The following is a 19,267-nucleotide window of genomic DNA, read 5'->3' on the forward strand; positions in this document are numbered from 1 at the left end:
TATTAAAATGCCAACACTACACGATAAAGGTTATAAAAGACTCTTCTCCAATAAAGTCTTCTTTCGCCAACTCCTAGAATCCTTCGTCCCTGAACCTTGGGTACAACACATTGATTTCGACACCTGTGAACGCCTTGAAAAATCCTTTATTACTGACCACTATAAAGAAACTGAAAGTGACTTAATTTATAAAGTTAAATTCAAACAACAAGAAGCCTATATTTATGTCCTGTTAGAATTCCAATCCTCCGTCGTTTGGTTTATGGCTCTCCGTGTTCTACACTACGTCTGTAGCTTCTGGTTAGATTTCGCAGAAACTCGCCCTAAACAGAAAAAACTCCCGCCCATTTTTCCTATCGTCCTTTACAGTGGCGATAAACGCTGGACTGCCGCCGAGAATCTGCATGATATTCTGGAACATCCGCACTTATTAAAAGCCTATACCCCTGAATTCCGCTATTTTAAAATTGCTGAAAATGAATATTCGCAACAACGGCTGTTAGAAATTCGCAACTTAGTTTCAACCCTATTTCTCGCAGAAACCTATCCGACAGATATGGCACTACTCAAAGAACAAGTTCTAAACTTATTTGAGGAGAAAACAGACAAAGAAGCGGCTTCATTATTTCTCAACTGGTTTGTACAATTAGTTGTACACAACCGACGTAATTTAGAAGATTATCAAGTATTAGAAACTATCTATCATGACAAGTTAGAGGCAAAAACCATGTTAGAACACGCAATGGATAAAGAACGACAACAGGCTTTTGTGTTGGGAAAAATAGAGGGCAAGATGGAAGGTAAAATGGAAGGTAAAATGGAAGGCAAAGCAGAACTGTTAATAACTTTATTAGAAGCACATTATGGTCAATTAACAGATATGCAAAGAGCCAGATTGTTACAGCTCAGTGATGAAAGATTAACCTACTTATCACTAAAATTGTTTCAGACAACCTCTCTAGCGGAATTTTGGCAGGAAGTGGAAGTACATTAATTACTGATTATTTAGTTAGAAACCATCTATCATGACAAGTTAGAGGCAAAAACCATGTTAGAACACGCAATGGATAAAGAACGACAACAGGCTTTTGTGTTGGGAAAAATAGAGGGCAAGATGGAAGGCAAAGCAGAACTGTTAATAACTCTATTAGAAGCACATTATGGTCAATTAACAGATATGCAAAGAGCCAGATTGTTACAGCTCAGTGATGAAAGATTAACCTACTTATCACTAAAATTGTTTCAGACAACCTCTCTAGCGGAATTTTGGCAGGAAGTGGAAGTACATTAATTACTGATTATTTAGTTAGAAACCATCTATCATGACAAGTTAGAGGCAAAAACCATGTTAGAACACGCAATGGATAAAGAACGACAACAGGCTTTTGTGTTGGGAAAAATAGAGGGCAAGATGGAAGGCAAAGCAGAACTGTTAATAACTCTATTAGAAGCACATTATGGTCAATTAACAGATATGCAAAGAGCCAGATTGTTACAGCTCAGTGATGAAAGATTAACCTACTTATCACTAAAATTGTTTCAGACAACCTCTCTAACGGAATTTTGGCAGGAAGTGGAAGTACATTAATTTGCATAAAATATTTCACCTCATTAATCTCCTAATTCCCAAGACCTATCAAAATTTATACACCTAAATAGGTCTTTTTTTATCTCCACGCGATAAAGAGCGAATATGCATTATTTCTTTACATTATTAATGAGAATGCTTATCATTTAGTATTATCACTATTACTCTAATTGGATAAGTCTTATGTTCGATAATAGATATTTCATTGGTTTATGTGTAGGAATGATGTTCACAACATCTACGGTATTTGCCGCAAAAGCCACACCTCAAGCGGTTGTCGAGCATTATACTGATATGATTCATGCCGTTTATGATGATGCGCTGACCACAGCGAAAATCTTAGATGAAAAAATTGCAGCCTATTTAAAAGCCCCCTCAGAAAAAACTTTAAACGAAGCCAAATTAGCATGGAAAGCCGCACGTGTTCCTTATCAACAAAGTGAAACTTTCCGCTTTGGTAACAAAGTAATTGATGATTGGGAAGGTAGTTTAAACTCATGGCCTTTAGACGAAGGCTTAATCGACTATGTCGATACTTCCCACTACCAGTTTGAACAAGGCAATGTCGGCGCAAATGCAAATATTATTGCAACCCAATCCATCACAATTGGTACGGAAACTATAGATACCAGCAAAATCACACCTGAATTACTCATGAGTTTAAATGAAATTGGTGGCTCAGAAGCCAATGTTGCAACTGGCTACCATGCAATTGAATTTTTGTTGTGGGGACAAGATTTACACGGGACGGACAAAGGCGCGGGAGAACGTCCCTTTACCGATTACATACAAACCGATGAAGCCTGCACTAATGGTAAAGCAAAAGCAGGTACAAAACTGACTTGTCAACGACGTGCCGCGTATTTAACTGCACTTTCTCAATTATTAGTTAGCCAATTGACTGATATGACTGCCCAATGGGCAAAAGATGGCGCAGCGCGTAAAGCCTTACTGAGCGCGGACCCTACTACAGGATTACGCACCATGTTGTTTGGCATGGGTAGTTTGTCTTTGGGTGAATTGGCAGGGGAACGGATGAAAGTTGCGCTTATTGCTAACTCCACAGAAGATGAACACGATTGTTTTAGCGACAATACACATAATTCCCATTTTTATAATGGATTAGGTATTCAAAATGTTTATTTTGGTACTTATAAAACCACTACAGGAAAAACCCTTACAGGTGCAAGTTTGGCGGATTTAGTTGCTGCAAAAGATGCCAAACTTGATAAGGAAATGAGTACAAAATTCAAAGAAACACAGGCTAAATTACAAGCACTTGTTGATTCTGCGGAGAAAAAAGGAATTGCTTTTGACCAATTGATTGCCGCAGATAACCCTCAAGGTAACGCATTGGTAAAAGCAGCAATTGACGGTTTAGTCGCCCAAACACATAGCCTAGAAAAAGTCGCAGAAGCATTAGGAATTAAAGATTTAAATCCTGATACAGCAGACCATACTTTCTAATTATTTATGCAAATATATTTGTACCGTGTTTTTTAGTAAAAATCATTGTACTGCACATTTGCATTAGTTTTCCTAAACCTGACGTGTTTATCTAAATTCGTCAGGTTTTTTAAATTAAACACTACTCTTTCTATCATGACTCCAAACAAACTGATTTTTCTAACCCTATTACTCAATCCTGCTTTTACGTTGGCAACAACAATTGATTTTAGCAAATCTGAACCTAATGAAGCACTTTCTGGGGGGGCGACAACGGTTTTTAATGCAACAGTGAATGCTTTTTCCTTACCCGCAGCAAATATGCCGATTAGTCGTCGGGATAATTTTTCTATTGGTAACGCTTTTTTTCGTCAACCTTGGGTCACTGCACCGTCAACAACAACGGCACGCGATGGTTTAGGCGCGTTATTTATTACCAATGCCTGTCAAAACTGTCATATCAAAGATGGGCGTGGCAGCCCGCCTGCTAAAGCGGATGATGATTTCGTCTCTATTTTATTGCGTTTAAGTTTGCCTGCAATAACGGATGCGCAAAAAGCGCAGATAAAACAAAGTGGTGTTATTGCAGAGCCTACGTATGGCGACCAATTACAAAACTTTAGTGTGCAAGGTGTTCCTGCTGAGGGAAAACCCACTGTGACTTATACAGAAATACCAATTACTTTTGCCGATGGTGAAGTGCTGACACTACGTCAACCTAAGTATGAAATTAAAAATCTACAATATGGTGAGTTACATAAAGAAGTTTTAATTTCCCCCCGTGTTGCTCAACCAATGATAGGTCTCGGTTTAGTTGATGCGATTCCTGAAGCAAGCATCTTAGCAAATGCTGACCCCGAAGATAAAAATGGCGATGGTATTTCTGGTCGTCCAAATCATGTTTGGGATGTAGAAAAAAAACAAACGGTTATGGGGCGTATTGGCTGGAAGGCGAACATGCCACACATTCGCCAACAAACCGCAGGCGCATTTAATGGCGATATTGGCATTACGTCGGTTTTATTCCCGACCAGCAGTTGCACAGACAGCCAAACCGCCTGCAAAAACGCACCTAATGGTGGTGAGCCTGAAATTAGTACCGAATTACTCGATTTTGTCACTTTTTATGCCCGTACATTAGCCGTTCCTGCACGACGTAATGTTGATGACCCCATTGTATTAAAAGGGAAAGCTGTGTTTTACACCGCAAATTGTACAGGCTGTCATACGCCTACCTTCCAAACGGGTGAATTCGCAGGGTTGCCTGAAGTGTCTAAGCAAGCAATTCGTCCGTATAGTGATTTTCTCTTACATGATATGGGCGATGGTTTAGCTGATGCGCGTCCTGATTTTGAAGCCACAGGCAATGAATGGCGAACACAACCTTTGTGGGGCATTGGCTTAACAGAAACGGTGAATGGACACACACAATTTTTACACGATGGTAGAGCGCGCAATTTGATGGAAGCCGTTCTATGGCATGGTGGCGAAGCAGAACAGGCAAAACAAGCCGTGTTAAAACTGGCAAAACCAGAGCGGGAAGCCTTAATTAAATTCTTAGAATCCTTGTAAATAACCATTTCAGAATTACGGTTGGTGCGATTGGGTTCGCACCAATATTGATAATTATTTAGGACACTTGCATGTTAAAAAAAACGGTTGCTTTACTCAGTCTTTGCCTGTCCTCTTGCGTAACGTTTGCGGCAGAAATCCCACCACCACCGACACAACTCATTGATGATACACTGCAATATGCAGTTATTCCCATTTATCAGCAGTTTGTGGAGCAAGCGACATTATTACAGAAACAAGTTGCCACCTTTTGCGCAACGCCTAACGACACCGCACAATTCAGCGCAACACAACAAGCTTTTCATGCCACCCTAACTGCTTGGATGCGCACGCAAGCGATTCGATTTGGTGCGGTTAAATTGCACAATATGGATAGCAAAATTCTGTTTTTTCCTGACCGTAAAGATACCGTTAAACTCAAAGTAACCACCCTACTCAATGCGGATACACCGCTCACTTTGGCACAAGTAGAAAAACAAGGCAGTACTGCTTTAGGTTTATCGGCACTAGAAATTTTGTTATTTGAACCCGCAGAACAAACGCTTAATACGTTTGCTGATGGAAAACGGTGTGCCTATATCAACATTGCCAGTACAGCCCTTGCTCAAGATGCTAACGATTTATTAACGCAGGCAAAAAGTGCAGAAAAACCCACAATAACCCATATAGTTGCTAGTTTGATTGAACTGACAGAAATCATGAAAGACAGCAAGTTAGGTGCGCCATTGGGGAGAAAAAATGGCAATATGATTAAACCCTTTTTTGCTGAAAGCTGGCGCAGTCACGCCTCATTAACCAATTTACAAGCCAATTTAGAAGGCTTACAACAAGTTTATAGTGCAGGACAAGGCTATGGGTTAGATGATTATCTTAAAGCAGTCAAACAAGATGAATTAGATACTGAGATTCAACAAGAAATTCAAGCAACCATACAGGCTATTCAAGCCTTTAGTGTGCCATTAACTGAAGCACTCAGCGCGAAAGGTGAAGAACGCGCAAAAGTAGAACGCTTATTTTTTGAACTGGATATTCTAACCAGATTATTTAAAACGAATTTAACAGAAGCCCTGCATATTACAACAGGATTCAATAGTTTAGATGGGGATTAAATGTTATCACGTCGGCATTTTTTACAGTTTTCTGCGGGATTTATCGCCAGCTATACGCTTCTTGTTCATGCAGCCGTGAAACCATCGGGTTTATTTTTGTCTGCGTATGACGATAGTGCAGGACAACACTGCGTTGCAGGTTTTAATACAGCGGGTGAAAAAACGTTTAGTTTAGTGGTTAATCAACGCGGTCATGGCTTGGCTGTTCATCCTACACGTGCGGATATCGCGGTTTTACTCGCTCGCCGACCCGGTACAGAAGCAACCATTTTTAATTATCGGACTGGCGAAAAAATTCAAATATTACAAAGCACAGCTAGGCGACACTTTTTTGGACATGGTTGTTTTTCTAACGATGGACAAACCTTTTTTACAACAGAAAATGATTTTGAAAAAGGGGTGGGGATTATCGGTGTTTATGATGCTCTCACATTTAACCGCTTGAGTGAGATGCAAACTTACGGCATAGATTCCCATGAATTATGCTTAATGTCTGATGGTAAAACCCTTGTCATTGCGAATGGTGGTATAGAAACCCGCCCTGAATCTGGACGGCAAAAACTCAACTTGCCCACAATGTCACCGTCGTTAACGTATATAAACAGTCAAACAGGCGAGTTATTAGAAAAACAAATCCTTGCGCATTCCACTTTAAGTATTCGTCATTTAGCCATTAATGGTCATCAAGTTGCGATTGCATTACAGGAAGAAGGTGAAGATGGATTACCACTGGTTGCATTACATCAAAGCCGTGTTACAGCGACAGGCTTTAACCAACAAATGCAAGCCAGTCCGTTAGATTTATTGCCAATTCCTGATGAAGTTTTGTTACAAATGAAGGCTTATACCGCAAGTGCTGCGATTGCAACGCCTAGTCAAATATTAGGTATTACCTGCCCACGCGGTAATTTTGTTGCGTTTTGGTCATTGGTCGATAAAACCTTTTTAAAAACCATTCCCTTGATTGATACGGCGGGCATTACATTTGACGCGAACACGCAGCAATTTGTAATTACCGCAGGCACAGGGGAGATAATATGGATAAATGCCGTAGATTTAACCACTCAGCAACAAGTTAAATTAGAGGGAATACATTGGGATAACCATCTGTTGGTGGTTTGATATTTTCGTCATTACACAAATATCAGCGCGACAAGTGGCGTTTGGCGTTACCCGCTAAAGCAGGTTAAAAAAGAGGCGGTGATAAAGCAATTCCCGTCTTTTAAAAAGGCAGCTAGGTAAACCCATTATCAAGATAAATTCCTCTTGACCAAGTAAACGCTCAAGTTTTGGTGGGCAACGCCCACCACGCTATATTGCTATCTTCTCTTGCCCATCGCGTTATTTAATGATGCGCCCTACAGTAAATCTTTACTTGTTTGGCATTGCCCCAAGAATAATCTTGTGAAAATCCCACACAAATTACACAACATGTACAATATCTTCATAAAGTTGTTGAATATCTTCTTCTTGTGCGATAGGTGGTAAGAGCATATCCCGACTTAATGCCCGTTTATTATCCAATAAATTATGCAATCGCCAGTCAAAACTATGTTCTTTAAATTCAGGATGAATTGCCAGCGGATAATACACATGTACCGTTTTAGTTTGCCCAATTCGATACGCCCGACAAGTACATTGGTCTTCTACCGCAGGATTCCACCAACGGGTCAAATGAATCACATGATTTGCCGCTGTCAGAGTCAACCCCACCCCACCCGCCAGTGGGGAAATAATAAAGACATCAAACCCCTGCGCTTTTTGAAATTGATTGACCCGTTCTTGACGTTTTTGTCCATTCACTGAACCATTGATTAACATAGGATTAATCCCATAACGGCGATAAATCAAGCCCATTAAATAGCGTTGCATGTATTGTGATTCTAAGAAAATTAAGACTTTTTCTTGTTGCGCTTGAATCTCATCTAACAATGTAAACGTGGTTGTCAATCGTGCAGATTGTTGAATATACATATTATCTTGTTGTAGTAAAACTTCCGCACTGTCCACAACGGGTATTTCAACGGGAATGGTTTCGGGCGCGGGTACGCTTTCTGTTTCATGCAGGCTTATCCATTCCGCAGGTGAATAAGGATGCAAGGAAATCCCTCGCAGTTGTTGCAAGGCTTCTAACACAGCCCCCGCTTTTGCTTCACCTTCAACCTGTTGGCGAATAACCCCTGCATAACTTTCCGCCTGTAGTGGGGGCATACTGCCAATACTTTGATGTTCTGGGAGTAAATGCACTTCCAAGGCGGGAAAACCTGTTAAATGGTCTTCTTTCATCCGTCGTAACATAATTGGCGGCGTATTTTCGCTGGAGTCTTGGGTTAAAAAGGCTTTTAATTCAAACATATTATCGCGGTCTTTTTCATAATACGCGCTAAATTGTTTTAAATCGCCCAAATAACCGGGGCAAACGGTATCGATAATGCACCACAAATCAGATAGACGGTTTTCAATCGGTGTACCTGTCATTGCGAGAATAAACTCGGTGTGCATTGCTTTTGCCGCCTCGGTCATTAATGTGCCGGGCGTTTTAATTTTCTGCACTTCGTCGAAAATAATCGCACTAAAATGCAAGCCTGCAAAACTGTGTTGATAATCGCGTAACGTCTCGTAAGTGGTTAATAACCAATCAGCTTGTTGCAAGCGTTCTTTATCTAATAAAGGCAATCCGTGGGTTAATTCACTTCCTTGAGTCGTGCGTAAATCGCGTAAATCTTGCCCATACGCCCGCAATAATTGCCCCAAAGCAGGCATATTAAAATGAATTTGGTGTTCCTGTTCCCAGTTTTTTAATAAGCCTGTGGGGGCAACGATTAAAATCGGCAAGTTTTCTGCCAAGCCTGCCCGCATGGATTCTTTCAGCCATACCATAAAGGTTAGGGATTGTAAGGTTTTTCCAAGCCCCATGTCATCAGCTAATAAACAACCGGGACTACCACTATTCCAATGTTCTTGCATCCATTGCAAACCTGATTCTTGATGCGCTTTTAAGGTTGATTTTAGCGCGCTAGGCGTTTGTAAGGGTAAGGCGGGTTCACGGGCTTGCCAATGTTGTTTGATATAATTTAGTGTTTGTAAATTATCATCAATTTTCAAAGTAATACGGCGGTTTTTATCCGTTTCTTCCGTTTCGGCTAATTCCTCAAGGGCTAAGGTTTCCGCTTCGGACAATGGACGCGCACGGCGGGCATTCTGTGCTTGCGGAGGAAGCCATGTTTCTGAAGCGAGTTGTGCTAATGGCAATACTTTAGCTTCCCATAAGCCTATTTCGGTCACTCGTTGAGAATATTCGCGGGTTTCGACAAATAAACTTTCTAAAATATCCTCATTTACATTGTCCCCTAAAACACCTCGTAGATAAGCACGCGGATTTTTAGCGAATTCTCGACGGGTAGCGGGGTCAGTTTTTTGGAAACGATGCACCACGTCTAAGGCTTGGCGCAAAGGTTCATCGACCACCACGTACCAACCTTCTTGTAGTACATAACGTGAGCGGGCTTGTATTGCTTCTCTAAAGCGTTGTTTAAAAGTGGCTTTATAATTTTCAGGTAACAGCATTTCAGGTTCAATGCTGAAATCAATCGCGTTGGGGTCATTTACAGGTTTGGCTTTAACAAAGATAGGGTCGAAAATAAACTCGCCATTTTCTTCTTGAACATCAAGGGTAAAACTGCACGCATGAGCAATTTTGGTTTTTTGTAAATAGCCTTGTGTTTGAATTGCTTGCACACTATCTTCGGGCAATAATTCGCTGAGTTTTCCCCATGCTAAAAACCGTTCATCCATTGCTTGTGGCGGGGTTGCATTAAATGTTTCCATACCATTGATTAGCGAGAAATGCGGTTCAGCTAAACGATAAACATTTGAACCAACTTGTAATAATGCCCCAATTTGTTGTGGCATTAACAAAGGTTGTCCGTTGTCGCGTAACCATTGGTATTGAAAGCGGAATTTTTCTTGGTCTAATGTGCCTTCATGGTCTATGTCCAGAATAAACGGCGCGGGTGGTGGCAGTTGTAACCAAGTGGCTTGATAGGATGATAGACGTGCAACCCATGCCGCTTGGGTTTTTAATGTATTAATATCTAATGGAAATAAAGTATGTTGTGAATCTTCCCAATCTGCTTGAATTTCTAATTCACCCAATAAAAATGACACGCCTGCAAAGGTTTGTTGCCCTGTCTTTTGCATCCATGTATCTAAGGGAATTAGGGTTTCTCCTTGTAGGAGTTGCAAGCAAATTTCTGTGCCGTCTAAAACCCATTTAAAGTTAGTTGGTAGAATTTTCTTTTTCGGTTTACGGAAAAACATTGAGATTGCTCGTCAGAAAAAGTTAGAAGAGCTTATTATAATACTGTATAAAATTACAGTAAAGATGGGATAGGAAAAGGATTAAAAGGCATTATCAATGTAACCGTTGAATCTCTTCCGCCGATAACTGGGTTACTTTGGTAATTAACGCGATGGGTAGCCCTTCTGCTAGCATTTGCCGAACAATCTGTTGAGTTGCTTTATTGATACCTTGCTGTATGCCCCGTTCCATGCCTTGCCGTATGCCCTGTTCCATGCCTTGCTGTATGCCCTGTTCCATGCCTTGCTGTATGCCCTGTTCCATGCCTTGCTGTACGTTCTCTTCAAAATGCTTTTCGTAGATTTCTTTAAATAAGGGATTTTCCATTAAATTAACGCGAATACCCATGGTACGAACCTCTTTTTTTAGTAAACGGGATAGTTCTAGTTTATTGTTTGATGACATACCCAGATGGATAACACCGTTGATGCGGTGGTATCCGTATTACTTTGTTCATGCCGAAAAATTAATGCAACCGCTGAATCTCTTCCGCAGTCAATTGGGTTAATTTGGTAATTAACGTGATGGGTAGCCCTTCTGCTAGCATTTGCCGAGCAATCTGTTGGGTTGTTTTATTGATACCTTGTTGCTCGCCTTTTTCCATGCCTAGCTGTACGCCCTGTTCCATGCCTAGCTGTACGCCCTGTTCCATGCCTAGCTGTACGCCCTTTTCCATGCCTTGCTGTACGCCTTTTTCCATACCTAGCTGTACGCCTTTTTCCATGCCTAGTTGTATGCCCTTTTCCATGCCTTGCTGTACGCCTTCTCCAAAATGCTTTTCGTAGCTTTCTTTAAATAAGGGATTTTCCATTAAATTAACGCGAATACTCATGGTACGAACCTCTTCTTTTAATAAACTGGGCAGTTCTAATGGTCTAAGTCCTGATAAAACGGCTAGACGTGTTATGACATCATTCCGATGATTTTCTGCTAGCCCCGCAACTTTGTTTAAAACCCGTCTAACCGCTTCACGACGGTCTGGTAAACGACCTAGTAAACTTAAGATGTTATCGCTGATTTCTTCACTTTCTAATAAGCTAAGACAATCTAACTCGCGAATATCAATTAATTGATAAGAAAAGTTTAGCTGTTTATGTTGGATAGTGGTGGTAAAACGGCTGGGTTTGTTGCCGACATATAATACTTGTTGTATCGGTTCTATTTGATAAGCCTGATATATCAAGCTGTAATATTCCAATTCACGCCATTGCATGTCTGCATCATTATCACTTTGTAATTCTAAATGGTGGATTTGTCCATTGGCTAATTTTGCAATAATATCAGGGCGACGTTGTTTTGTTTGAGAAAATTCTAGGTTTAATAATTCTACAGGTAATGCACCCCATAAAGTTTGAAAAAGTTGTTTTGGCAATTGTTGAAATAAGTCTTTTAGGGTGATGTCGTAGTGCATGGTGTTTATTTATATCCTTATTGATTGCTTTAGCAGGGTAATGATAAAAACGGTCACTTTTCACTAATGCGCTTCGCAATGGGTTTTGACACAAAATAGCGATTTACGTAGGAGGCAAATAAGTCTTCTAGTGTGTTCTCTACATTATTGCTAAGTAATACTTTTTGTTCACTAAAGCGAATTGCGGTTTCTCGGGGGCGAATTAATTCATTAAAGATAGTTCGTGCAAAATCACTATATTCTTTTTTAGAGTGGTTCTCTAATTGATACTTGTCTAGTAGTTTTTGAATCCTAATTAATTCTTTTTCTAAGATATTTTCTTTTGCAAAAAGATAGGCATCACGTGCTTCTTTGTGAAAAAAATGCGTAATTCGTCCATAACGTTTATTAGTGAGTTTAAAACCGAAAAAATGATGTTGTGTTGCTAATAACACGATACCAACATTAATAAACTCTTCTGTTTCTATAGTGGGCATAAAACGCACAATGGCGTATTGACACAGAATTTTTTCCATTATTTATCCCAAAATGCTGTATTTTTACAATGTATTAGTTGGTCATAAATTGCGTTTAAATCAAAATCGACAGGAATAGTTTGTTCAATATCAATAAACCACCATTCATTAGGAACACTATTACAAATCGCATCCCAATCTTTTAATGCCTCTAAAAACAATCTGTTATAATGTTTTTGTATGGCTTTATCAGTAGATAATATAACCCATTGTTTTCTGAAAATATGTAATTCAATAAAATCCTGTTTACAGAAATTTTTATCAAACGCCAAGTTATGATCAATTACAACTAATCTAGTGGAAGACGGATCTATCGCTTTTAACCGCCATAAAAGATTGGGGTTTCCTCCTTGTTCGGTCAAGGTGCGATCCATATTTTGAATCCACCAATCGTATGCAAATATCGCTTGTTGTAAGGTGTCAGGTATTTCATGAAGATGATTAGGTTCAACTTCAATAGTATATTCCTGCCGTAACGATCCAAACGCTAAACCAATACCTAACTGTGTAACATCTCTATATGTATTTTTTTCTAAGAACGCGCTAGGCACATGAACCACGTTAAATGGTGCAATGGGTAGTTGTAGTTTTTGCGCCAAACATCCTGCAATCCACTCGCAAATTTGGCTACGTCTTCCTGCACGCATACCTTTTACGAAATAAATCTGCTTATCATTGCCACGACAAATAAAAGGGGCTGTTGTTCCTTCATTAGCACGTCCGAGTATCTCGATAATTTCAACTGACATAACCACCTCACGACATTACAAAGAATGGACTGAATCAGAATTTACTAAATTTTCAGGATTAATTACCTTTAAAAACGCCCCTTTTATTAATCCATTACGCTATCAATTGAGTTAATACTTTATCTAGTAAAGTCCAACGGCTGATAAAATCGGGGCTAGACCATAGTAGGCGTAATTTATCTTGTCCATCAATTCGGTATTGCTTCGGGTTTTTCTGCACTAATTGAATAACTTGTAAAGGTTCTATCGGTGGATTTTCGATAAATTGTAAATATCCGCCTTCTGTTCCTATATCGATTTTACGAATCCCCAATGGGGTCGCTTTTAGTTTTAATTCTGTGATTTGTAACAGTGCTTTTGCGGGGTCGGGCAATAATCCGAAACGGTCTATCATTTCTACTTGAATTTCGTCTAATGCTTCTGCGCTGGGTGCATTGGCAATGCGTTTATACAGAATTAAACGACTATGTACATCGGGTAAATAATCATTGGGAATCAAGGCAGAAACGTGTAAATTAATTTCTGTCCCTGTATTTAATGGACGTTCTAATTCTGGTTGTTTTCCTGCTTTGAGGGCTTCAATCGCGCGCTCCAATAATTCGGTATAAAGACTATAGCCAATTTCTTGAATATGCCCGCTTTGTTCATCGCCAAGTAATTCTCCTGCTCCACGAATTTCTAAATCGTGGGTTGCTAAGGTAAAACCCATGCCCAGCTCTTCTAACGCGCTAATAGCATCTAAGCGTTTTACTGCATCGGGTGTCATGGATTTTTTGGGCGGGGCGATTAGATACGCATAAGCGCGATGGTGTGAGCGTCCAACGCGTCCACGCAGTTGATACAGTTGAGCAAGTCCTAATTTATCTGCACGGTTGATAATGATGGTGTTTGCTGTCGGTACGTCTATACCTGTTTCAATAATTGTCGTACAGACTAATACATTGAAGCGTCGATGATAAAAGTCTTGCATTACCCGTTCTAATTCCCGTTCGCGCATTTTGCCGTGTGCAACACGGACTTGTGCTTCTGGCACGAGATTGACGATATCATTTGCCATATTTTCAATGCTATCAATGTCATTGTGTAAAAAATAGACTTGTCCACCACGACGCAATTCGCGTTGAATTGCTTCAATCAAAGTCGGAATATGCCATTCTTTTACAAAGGTTTTAATCGTTAGTCGACGTGAGGGGGGGGTAGCAATAATGGATAAGTCGCGCAGATTGGATAATGCCATGTTTAATGAACGTGGAATTGGCGTGGCGGTGAGGGTCAGCACGTCAACTTCTGCACGTAGGGCTTTAAATTTTTCCTTTTGACGTACACCAAAACGGTGTTCTTCGTCGATAATAACCAATCCTAACTGTTTGAATTTAATATTTTCTTGTAGTAGTTTATGTGTGCCAATGACGATATCGACTTTGCCATCTGCAACTGCTAGCAAGGTTTCTTCTTGTTGTTTTTTGTTGCGAAAGCGAGAAAGTTGTTCAACTTGTACTGCCCAATCGGCAAAACGGTCTTGAAAGTTTTGATAATGTTGTTGGGCGAGTAGGGTTGTTGGGACTAGTACCGCCACTTGTAATCCATCTTGTACCGCAATAAACGCGGCTCGCATCGCTACTTCAGTTTTACCAAAACCGACATCGCCACATACAAGTCTATCCATCGCTTTTGGTGCGTACATATCGGCTAAAACAGCATCAATGGCTTCTTGCTGGTCGGGCGTTTCTTCAAAGGGAAAGCCTTCTGCAAAACCTTGATAGGCAACTAAATCTTGTTTACAGGCATGACCTGAACGGATTGCGCGTTTTGCGTAAATATCGAGGAGTTCTACGGCAACATCACGCACTTGTTGTGCGGCTTTACGACGGGCTTTTTCCCATTGTCCTGAGCCTAGTCGGTGTAGGGGGGCGTGTTCGGGGTCTGTGCCTGTAAATCGACTGATTAGATGTAGTTGTGCAACGGGAACGTAGAGTTTTTCTTGTTTGTCGTATTCTAAATGTAGAAATTCCGCAGGCATGTCACTGATGTCTAAAGTAACTAAGCCTTGATAACGTCCTACGCCGTATTGTTCATGTACAACAGGTGCGCCGATGGTGAGTTCGGTGAGGTTGCGGACAATCGCATCTGTATCGCGTTGGGTTGCGGCTTTTTTGCGTAATCGTCGTTGTGCGACACGCTCGCCAAATAGTTGGGTTTCGCTGATGACGGTGAGCGGTTGTGATTCTTCAGCGAGTAGTAGCCCTTGTGTGAGGGGGGCAATGGTTAGGTTTAGGGGGTGTGGACTATTTAGGAAATCTTGCCAATTTTCTACTAATTGTGGTTTTACGGCATAACGACGGAATAATTCTAGCATTGATTCCCGTCGCCCTGTGGTTTCTGCGGTAATGAGGGTTTTACCATGAAATGTTTGCAGGAAATTTTTGAGGGGAGTCAATGGGTCATGCGCACGGGCATCTATTGGTAAGGCAGGGGGGGCTTGGGTGGCGAATTGTAGGCCTTTATTTTGTTCGGTCGCGCTGAGGTGAATAGATGGGTAATCTTTGATGTGTGCAAAAACTTCATTCAGTTGTAGAAATAGGTGGGAAGGCGCAAGCTGTGGGCGTTCTATGTCATGACGGAGTTGTTCATAGCGTCCTTGTGCATCTGTCCAGAATTGGTTAATGGTGTCTAAAACACCTTCTAATGTCATTATTATGCTATTAGTGGGTAAGTAATCAAACAGTGTATGTACTTCATTAAAAAATAAGGGTAAATAGTATTCTATTCCCGCAGGTGCAATGTGGTTGCTGATGTCTTTATAAACAGGGCAGCGGGTGGGGTCACCACCAAATTGGGTGCGCCATTGGGTGCGGAAGCGGGTGATGGCTTCATCGTCTAGTGGAAATTCGCGGGCGGGCAATAGGCGAACTTCAGTTAATGTGTTTTGCGTGCGTTGGGTCTCGGGGTCAAAAGTGCGAATGGTTTCAATTTCATCACCAAAGAATTCTAGTCTGTAGGGTTCATCGCTACCCATGGGGAAAAAATCGCATAGTCCCCCGCGCACGGTAAATTCTCCATGTTCAGCAACTTGAGAAACATAGTGATAGCCACTTTGTTCTAGTTGTTGGCGGAGTTTTTCTTGATTGAGGTGTTGTCCTTGTTTGAGTAAGAAACTGTTTGCACGGACATAGGTTTTTGGGGGTAAACGGTGGAGTAGGGTTGTCATTGGCAACACTAGTACACCTTGTTCTATGTCAGGCAATTGATAGAGGGTTAATAGTCGTTCTGAAACAATATCTTGATGGGGAGAGAATAGGTCATAGGGTAAGGTTTCCCAATCGGGAAAGCTTAACAGATGTAGGTGGGCGGGGGCGTAAAATTGGATTTCTTCCACCAGCCGTTGCATGGTAAGGGTATCGGGGGTAATAACAATGAACGGTTGAGCGTGGGCGGTGGCCACTTGGCTAATGGCTAAACCGATGCTGCTACCTTGTAAACCACTCCAATCTTGACGTTGACCTGTTTTAACTGTAAGCGCGGGATGTAAAGGGGATAGACGAGACATAAGGGCAGGTTATTTCGTTAGCGGTGTGTGAACGCATATTATAACGAGAATTAGCCCTGACCCACAGACGATATTAATGTGATGATTTTAGATGGGTTAGTTATCTGTCAGACCAGTAAATATTTTTATGTCGGTAGTAAAGGTGGGGAACAAGGTGATGGTTGTAATAGGGTGATGCGTAAGTTGGCTCGTAATCGTCGTAAAAATGGTTATATCGGTCAAGCATCATTACGTCGGGTGTATGTTTGCGTCGGTAAGTGGTTTGCGCGCTTTCACTGAGTGCGTTATGGCTTTGATATAAAGATTCAAGGGATTTGATGGCTACGTTTGCTCGATTGTGATTTTGATTGGCAATATCAGGCAGCAGTTGGCGACGTATTTCTAGTTCACCACAGGAGAGTTGTTGTAATACTCCGTTTTGTACGCGCTGTTGTTCTGCTTGGTAAAATTCGTCAGCTATGCTGCCCGTTCCGCGACTGGGTAAAAGGTGGTTGAGTTCTGTGAGTGCTTGTTCTGTTGTGAATGGATTTGGACATTGTTGGTCTAGTGCAACATTTTCTCCTTGTGGGCAGTGACAATTCGTTTCTGCAAATAGGGGTTGTGCGAGGAGAAGCATGGTTATAAGTAGCGTGCGTAACATAATATTTTATCTCATTCATTATATTTTTTGAGCAGGTATGGCGTGTGTAACCGTGTGAAAATAGGCACTTTATGCGGGTTTATCCTTTCTTATCTGGTACGAGTGATTTTTCATCATGGATGGGTAAGTAATCTATGGGTTTACCGTGCCAGAGGGAATAGTGGCGAACAATAGCGGGTGCGTGGGAGATAATCCCAGATATTATTAATATGCTAATGAGTAAAAATTGTTCGTAATAGTGAAAGTGTAGCAGTAGGAAAAAGAGACCTAATTTACTCAAAATAGCCAAGCCGCCTAATTGAAATAACCAGACAGCATTTGTCCAAAGTTCTAGTAGAATAAGGCAGATACCTGTAAAACTGGTGAGCAGTAAATAGGGATACCATGTATTTTCTGGTAGGTGAAATAAAATACCGCCCCCCAGTCCAACCACGCCAATAATATGTAATGTTCGTAAGATAATTCTTGCCCACCGTAAACCGTTAAAACGTCGATGTTGTTTTGGAAATAGCCAGTTTTGGAGGGGTATCATTTGGTTAGGCTGTGTTCTGGTTGGGGGACATAACCCGGAATTTTATTTAAATCAATGGTGTCTATTTGTTCGGGCGGTAAAAATTTTTCGGCATATTGCATGTAAATTTTGTTGTGCATGAATATGTCAAATAAATCAGGGTCTATATGGTTATCTAGTTTCATATTTCCTAAGATTGTGAGGGCTTTAGATAAAGGCATGGCTTTTTTGTAAGGTCTATCACCGGCTGTTAGGGCTTCAAAAATATCCGCAATGCCCATAATACGGGCTTGTATTGACATTTGTTCGCGGGTAAGCCCTTTTGGGTAGCCTTTGCCGTCCATCCGTTCATGATGTCCACCTGCAAATTCGGGAACACGGCGTAAATGTTTGGGATAGGGGAGTTGTTCTAACATGCTAATGGTTGCAACGATATGGTTATTAATAACTTGCCTTTCTTCGGTTGTCAACGTTCCCCGACTAATCATTAAATTATAGATTTCTTCTTCCGTTAATAGCGGTTGTGTTTGTCCATCAGGATTAATCCAGTGGTGTTCCGCAATTTGTCGTACACGGTTTTTATGGGCATCGTCCATAAATTCGCCACCAATATTGCATTGTTGTATAAAAGTTTTTTCTTGATTAAGCTGCTGTTTTTGTTCGTCTAATTTTTTATCTAGTTGGGATATATCGGTGGTTTGATTGGCAATATGGTCGCGTAGTAATTTAATTTCTGCGTCGCGTTTTAATACTTCAAATCGTGCATCAATAAGGTGAATACGGTCAAAAATAGTTTGTAGTTTTGTTGCTTTATCTACGACATATTCAGGTGTTGTGACTTTGCCACAGTCGTGCAACCAGCCTGCAACGTAGAGTTCATAACGGTCTTCTTCTGTCATTTGAAAGTGTTTTAGTGTGCCTGTCTCCGTGTTTGCAACAGCATCCGCTAACATCATGGTCAATTCAGGCACACGGCGACAGTGTCCGCCTGTGTAGGGGGATTTGTTGTCAATTGCGGATGCAATGAGTTGAATAAAAGATTCAAATAGTTTGCGTTGTTCTTCTATGAGTTGTTGATTAACCATTGCAACAGCGGCTTGTGAGGCGAGCGATTCGACGAGTTCTTGGTCAAATTGACTAAATTCTTGAATATCTTTGCTGATGGGGTTAATTGCGTTGATTAGTTGGAGTACGCCTATCACTTCGTCTTCATTATTTTTCATTGGGACGGTTAGAAAGGATTTTGAGCGATAACCTGTTTTTTGGTCAAAAGCGCGTGTGCCTGAAAAATCAAAGTCAGGATTGCTGTAAGCGTCAGCAATATTAATGGTTTGCCCTCGCAATGCTGCACAGACAGCAACGGTGTGTAGGTTGGGTTCACCGTGTTCGTTGTACATGGGAAGTGGTGGAAAGGTGATGGGGTCGCCACTCGTTCCTCCTTTTTGTACTTTTAGGCTGTTATTCAGTAGGATTTCAAAATCTAATCCATTATTTTCATTACGGGTATAGAGTGTTCCACCATCAGCAAAAGTTATCCGTTTCGCTTCTTTGAGAATGCGTTCTAGTAAGCGTGTTCCATTTTTCTCAGCAGACAAGGCTATTCCAATCGCATTAAGGGCTTTTAAACGTGCTAATGGATCGAGAATATTTTCAACTGGTGTGGTGGATAAGGGTTGCATCATGATGGATACCTTGGTTGATAGCTTTCAGTATTTGTTGCGCTGAAAGGTGAATCCGTGTTTATAACATCGAACATAGAACAATTATTAGTGAAGGTGCAATAATTAGCAAATTGTATTCGGTAAAAATACATAACATA

Annotated in this window: 16 protein-coding genes; 7 read left to right on the top strand and 9 right to left on the bottom strand. The window is 40.9% G+C overall.

The genetic code is table 11. From position 1 onward, the window contains the following. Positions 1 to 7 precede the first annotated feature (7 nt). The 7 genes from AL038_RS05940 to AL038_RS05970 all read left to right on the top strand — a co-directional run bounded on the left by AL038_RS05940 (position 8) and on the right by AL038_RS05970 (position 6,837). Positions 8 to 994: an Rpn family recombination-promoting nuclease/putative transposase gene (locus AL038_RS05940; RefSeq protein ID WP_062150382.1), complete on the top strand. Its 987-nt coding sequence runs from the start codon at positions 8 to 10 to the stop codon at positions 992 to 994. A gap of 54 nt (positions 995 to 1,048) precedes the next feature. Next, on the top strand, positions 1,049 to 1,291 hold the full coding sequence (locus AL038_RS05945) for a DUF4351 domain-containing protein (RefSeq protein ID WP_062150385.1): 243 nt from the start codon (positions 1,049 to 1,051) through the stop codon (positions 1,289 to 1,291). Between the two features lie 54 nt (positions 1,292 to 1,345). Continuing rightward, positions 1,346 to 1,588: a DUF4351 domain-containing protein gene (locus AL038_RS05950; protein ID WP_062150389.1), complete on the top strand. Its 243-nt coding sequence runs from the start codon at positions 1,346 to 1,348 to the stop codon at positions 1,586 to 1,588. Positions 1,589 to 1,810: 222 nt separating this feature from the next. Then, positions 1,811 to 3,055 carry an imelysin family protein gene (locus AL038_RS05955; RefSeq protein ID WP_236839473.1) on the top strand — a complete coding sequence of 415 codons (1,245 nt, stop codon included), beginning with the start codon at positions 1,811 to 1,813 and terminating at the stop codon, positions 3,053 to 3,055. A gap of 135 nt (positions 3,056 to 3,190) precedes the next feature. Beyond that, positions 3,191 to 4,606, top strand: coding sequence for a di-heme oxidoreductase family protein (locus tag AL038_RS05960; RefSeq protein WP_062150392.1), 1,416 nt, complete (start codon positions 3,191 to 3,193; stop codon positions 4,604 to 4,606). 71 nt (positions 4,607 to 4,677) lie between these two features. Next, on the top strand, positions 4,678 to 5,715 hold the full coding sequence (locus tag AL038_RS05965) for an imelysin family protein (RefSeq protein WP_062150393.1): 1,038 nt from the start codon (positions 4,678 to 4,680) through the stop codon (positions 5,713 to 5,715). Next, on the top strand, positions 5,716 to 6,837 hold the full coding sequence (locus tag AL038_RS05970) for a DUF1513 domain-containing protein (protein WP_062150395.1): 1,122 nt from the start codon (positions 5,716 to 5,718) through the stop codon (positions 6,835 to 6,837). A 300-nt stretch (positions 6,838 to 7,137) separates the two neighbouring features. Here the strand turns inward: AL038_RS05970 and AL038_RS05975 are convergent, their stop codons facing one another. The 9 genes from AL038_RS05975 to AL038_RS06015 form a co-directional block, all read right to left on the bottom strand. Then, positions 7,138 to 10,035 carry a DEAD/DEAH box helicase gene (locus AL038_RS05975; protein WP_062150396.1) on the bottom strand — a complete coding sequence of 966 codons (2,898 nt, stop codon included), beginning with the start codon at positions 10,033 to 10,035 and terminating at the stop codon, positions 7,138 to 7,140. 94 nt (positions 10,036 to 10,129) lie between these two features. Then, a complete protein-coding gene (locus AL038_RS05980) occupies positions 10,130 to 10,480 on the bottom strand; it encodes a FliH/SctL family protein (RefSeq protein WP_062150398.1) in 351 nt (116 codons plus the stop codon). A 61-nt stretch (positions 10,481 to 10,541) separates the two neighbouring features. Then, the gene (locus tag AL038_RS05985) at positions 10,542 to 11,486 is read right to left on the bottom strand and encodes a hypothetical protein (RefSeq protein WP_062150401.1); all 945 of its coding nucleotides are present in this window, start codon (positions 11,484 to 11,486) and stop codon (positions 10,542 to 10,544) included. A 53-nt stretch (positions 11,487 to 11,539) separates the two neighbouring features. Beyond that, entirely contained in the window at positions 11,540 to 12,001 is a 462-nt protein-coding gene (locus AL038_RS05990) for a DUF3037 domain-containing protein (protein ID WP_062150404.1), read from the bottom strand. Beyond that, complete coding sequence (locus tag AL038_RS05995) at positions 12,001 to 12,750, bottom strand: HipA family kinase (RefSeq protein ID WP_062150407.1); 750 nt, start codon at positions 12,748 to 12,750, stop codon at positions 12,001 to 12,003. The genes AL038_RS05990 and AL038_RS05995 overlap by 1 nt, the downstream gene beginning before the upstream one ends. Before the next feature lie 94 nt (positions 12,751 to 12,844). Further along, positions 12,845 to 16,297: a transcription-repair coupling factor gene (gene mfd, locus AL038_RS06000; RefSeq protein ID WP_062150409.1), complete on the bottom strand. Its 3,453-nt coding sequence runs from the start codon at positions 16,295 to 16,297 to the stop codon at positions 12,845 to 12,847. 100 nt (positions 16,298 to 16,397) lie between these two features. Continuing rightward, a complete protein-coding gene (locus AL038_RS06005; protein WP_062150411.1) occupies positions 16,398 to 16,937 on the bottom strand; it encodes a hypothetical protein in 540 nt (179 codons plus the stop codon). A 79-nt stretch (positions 16,938 to 17,016) separates the two neighbouring features. Further along, positions 17,017 to 17,469, bottom strand: coding sequence for a hypothetical protein (locus AL038_RS06010; RefSeq protein WP_062150414.1), 453 nt, complete (start codon positions 17,467 to 17,469; stop codon positions 17,017 to 17,019). Then, positions 17,466 to 19,130: an HD domain-containing phosphohydrolase gene (locus AL038_RS06015; RefSeq protein WP_236839475.1), complete on the bottom strand. Its 1,665-nt coding sequence runs from the start codon at positions 19,128 to 19,130 to the stop codon at positions 17,466 to 17,468. Before AL038_RS06015 ends, AL038_RS06010 begins: the two co-directional genes overlap by 4 nt. Positions 19,131 to 19,267: the final 137 nt, after the last annotated feature.

Origin of the sequence: Beggiatoa leptomitoformis (genome assembly GCF_001305575.3) — a bacterium.
GTDB lineage: Bacteria > Pseudomonadota > Gammaproteobacteria > Beggiatoales > Beggiatoaceae > Beggiatoa > Beggiatoa leptomitoformis.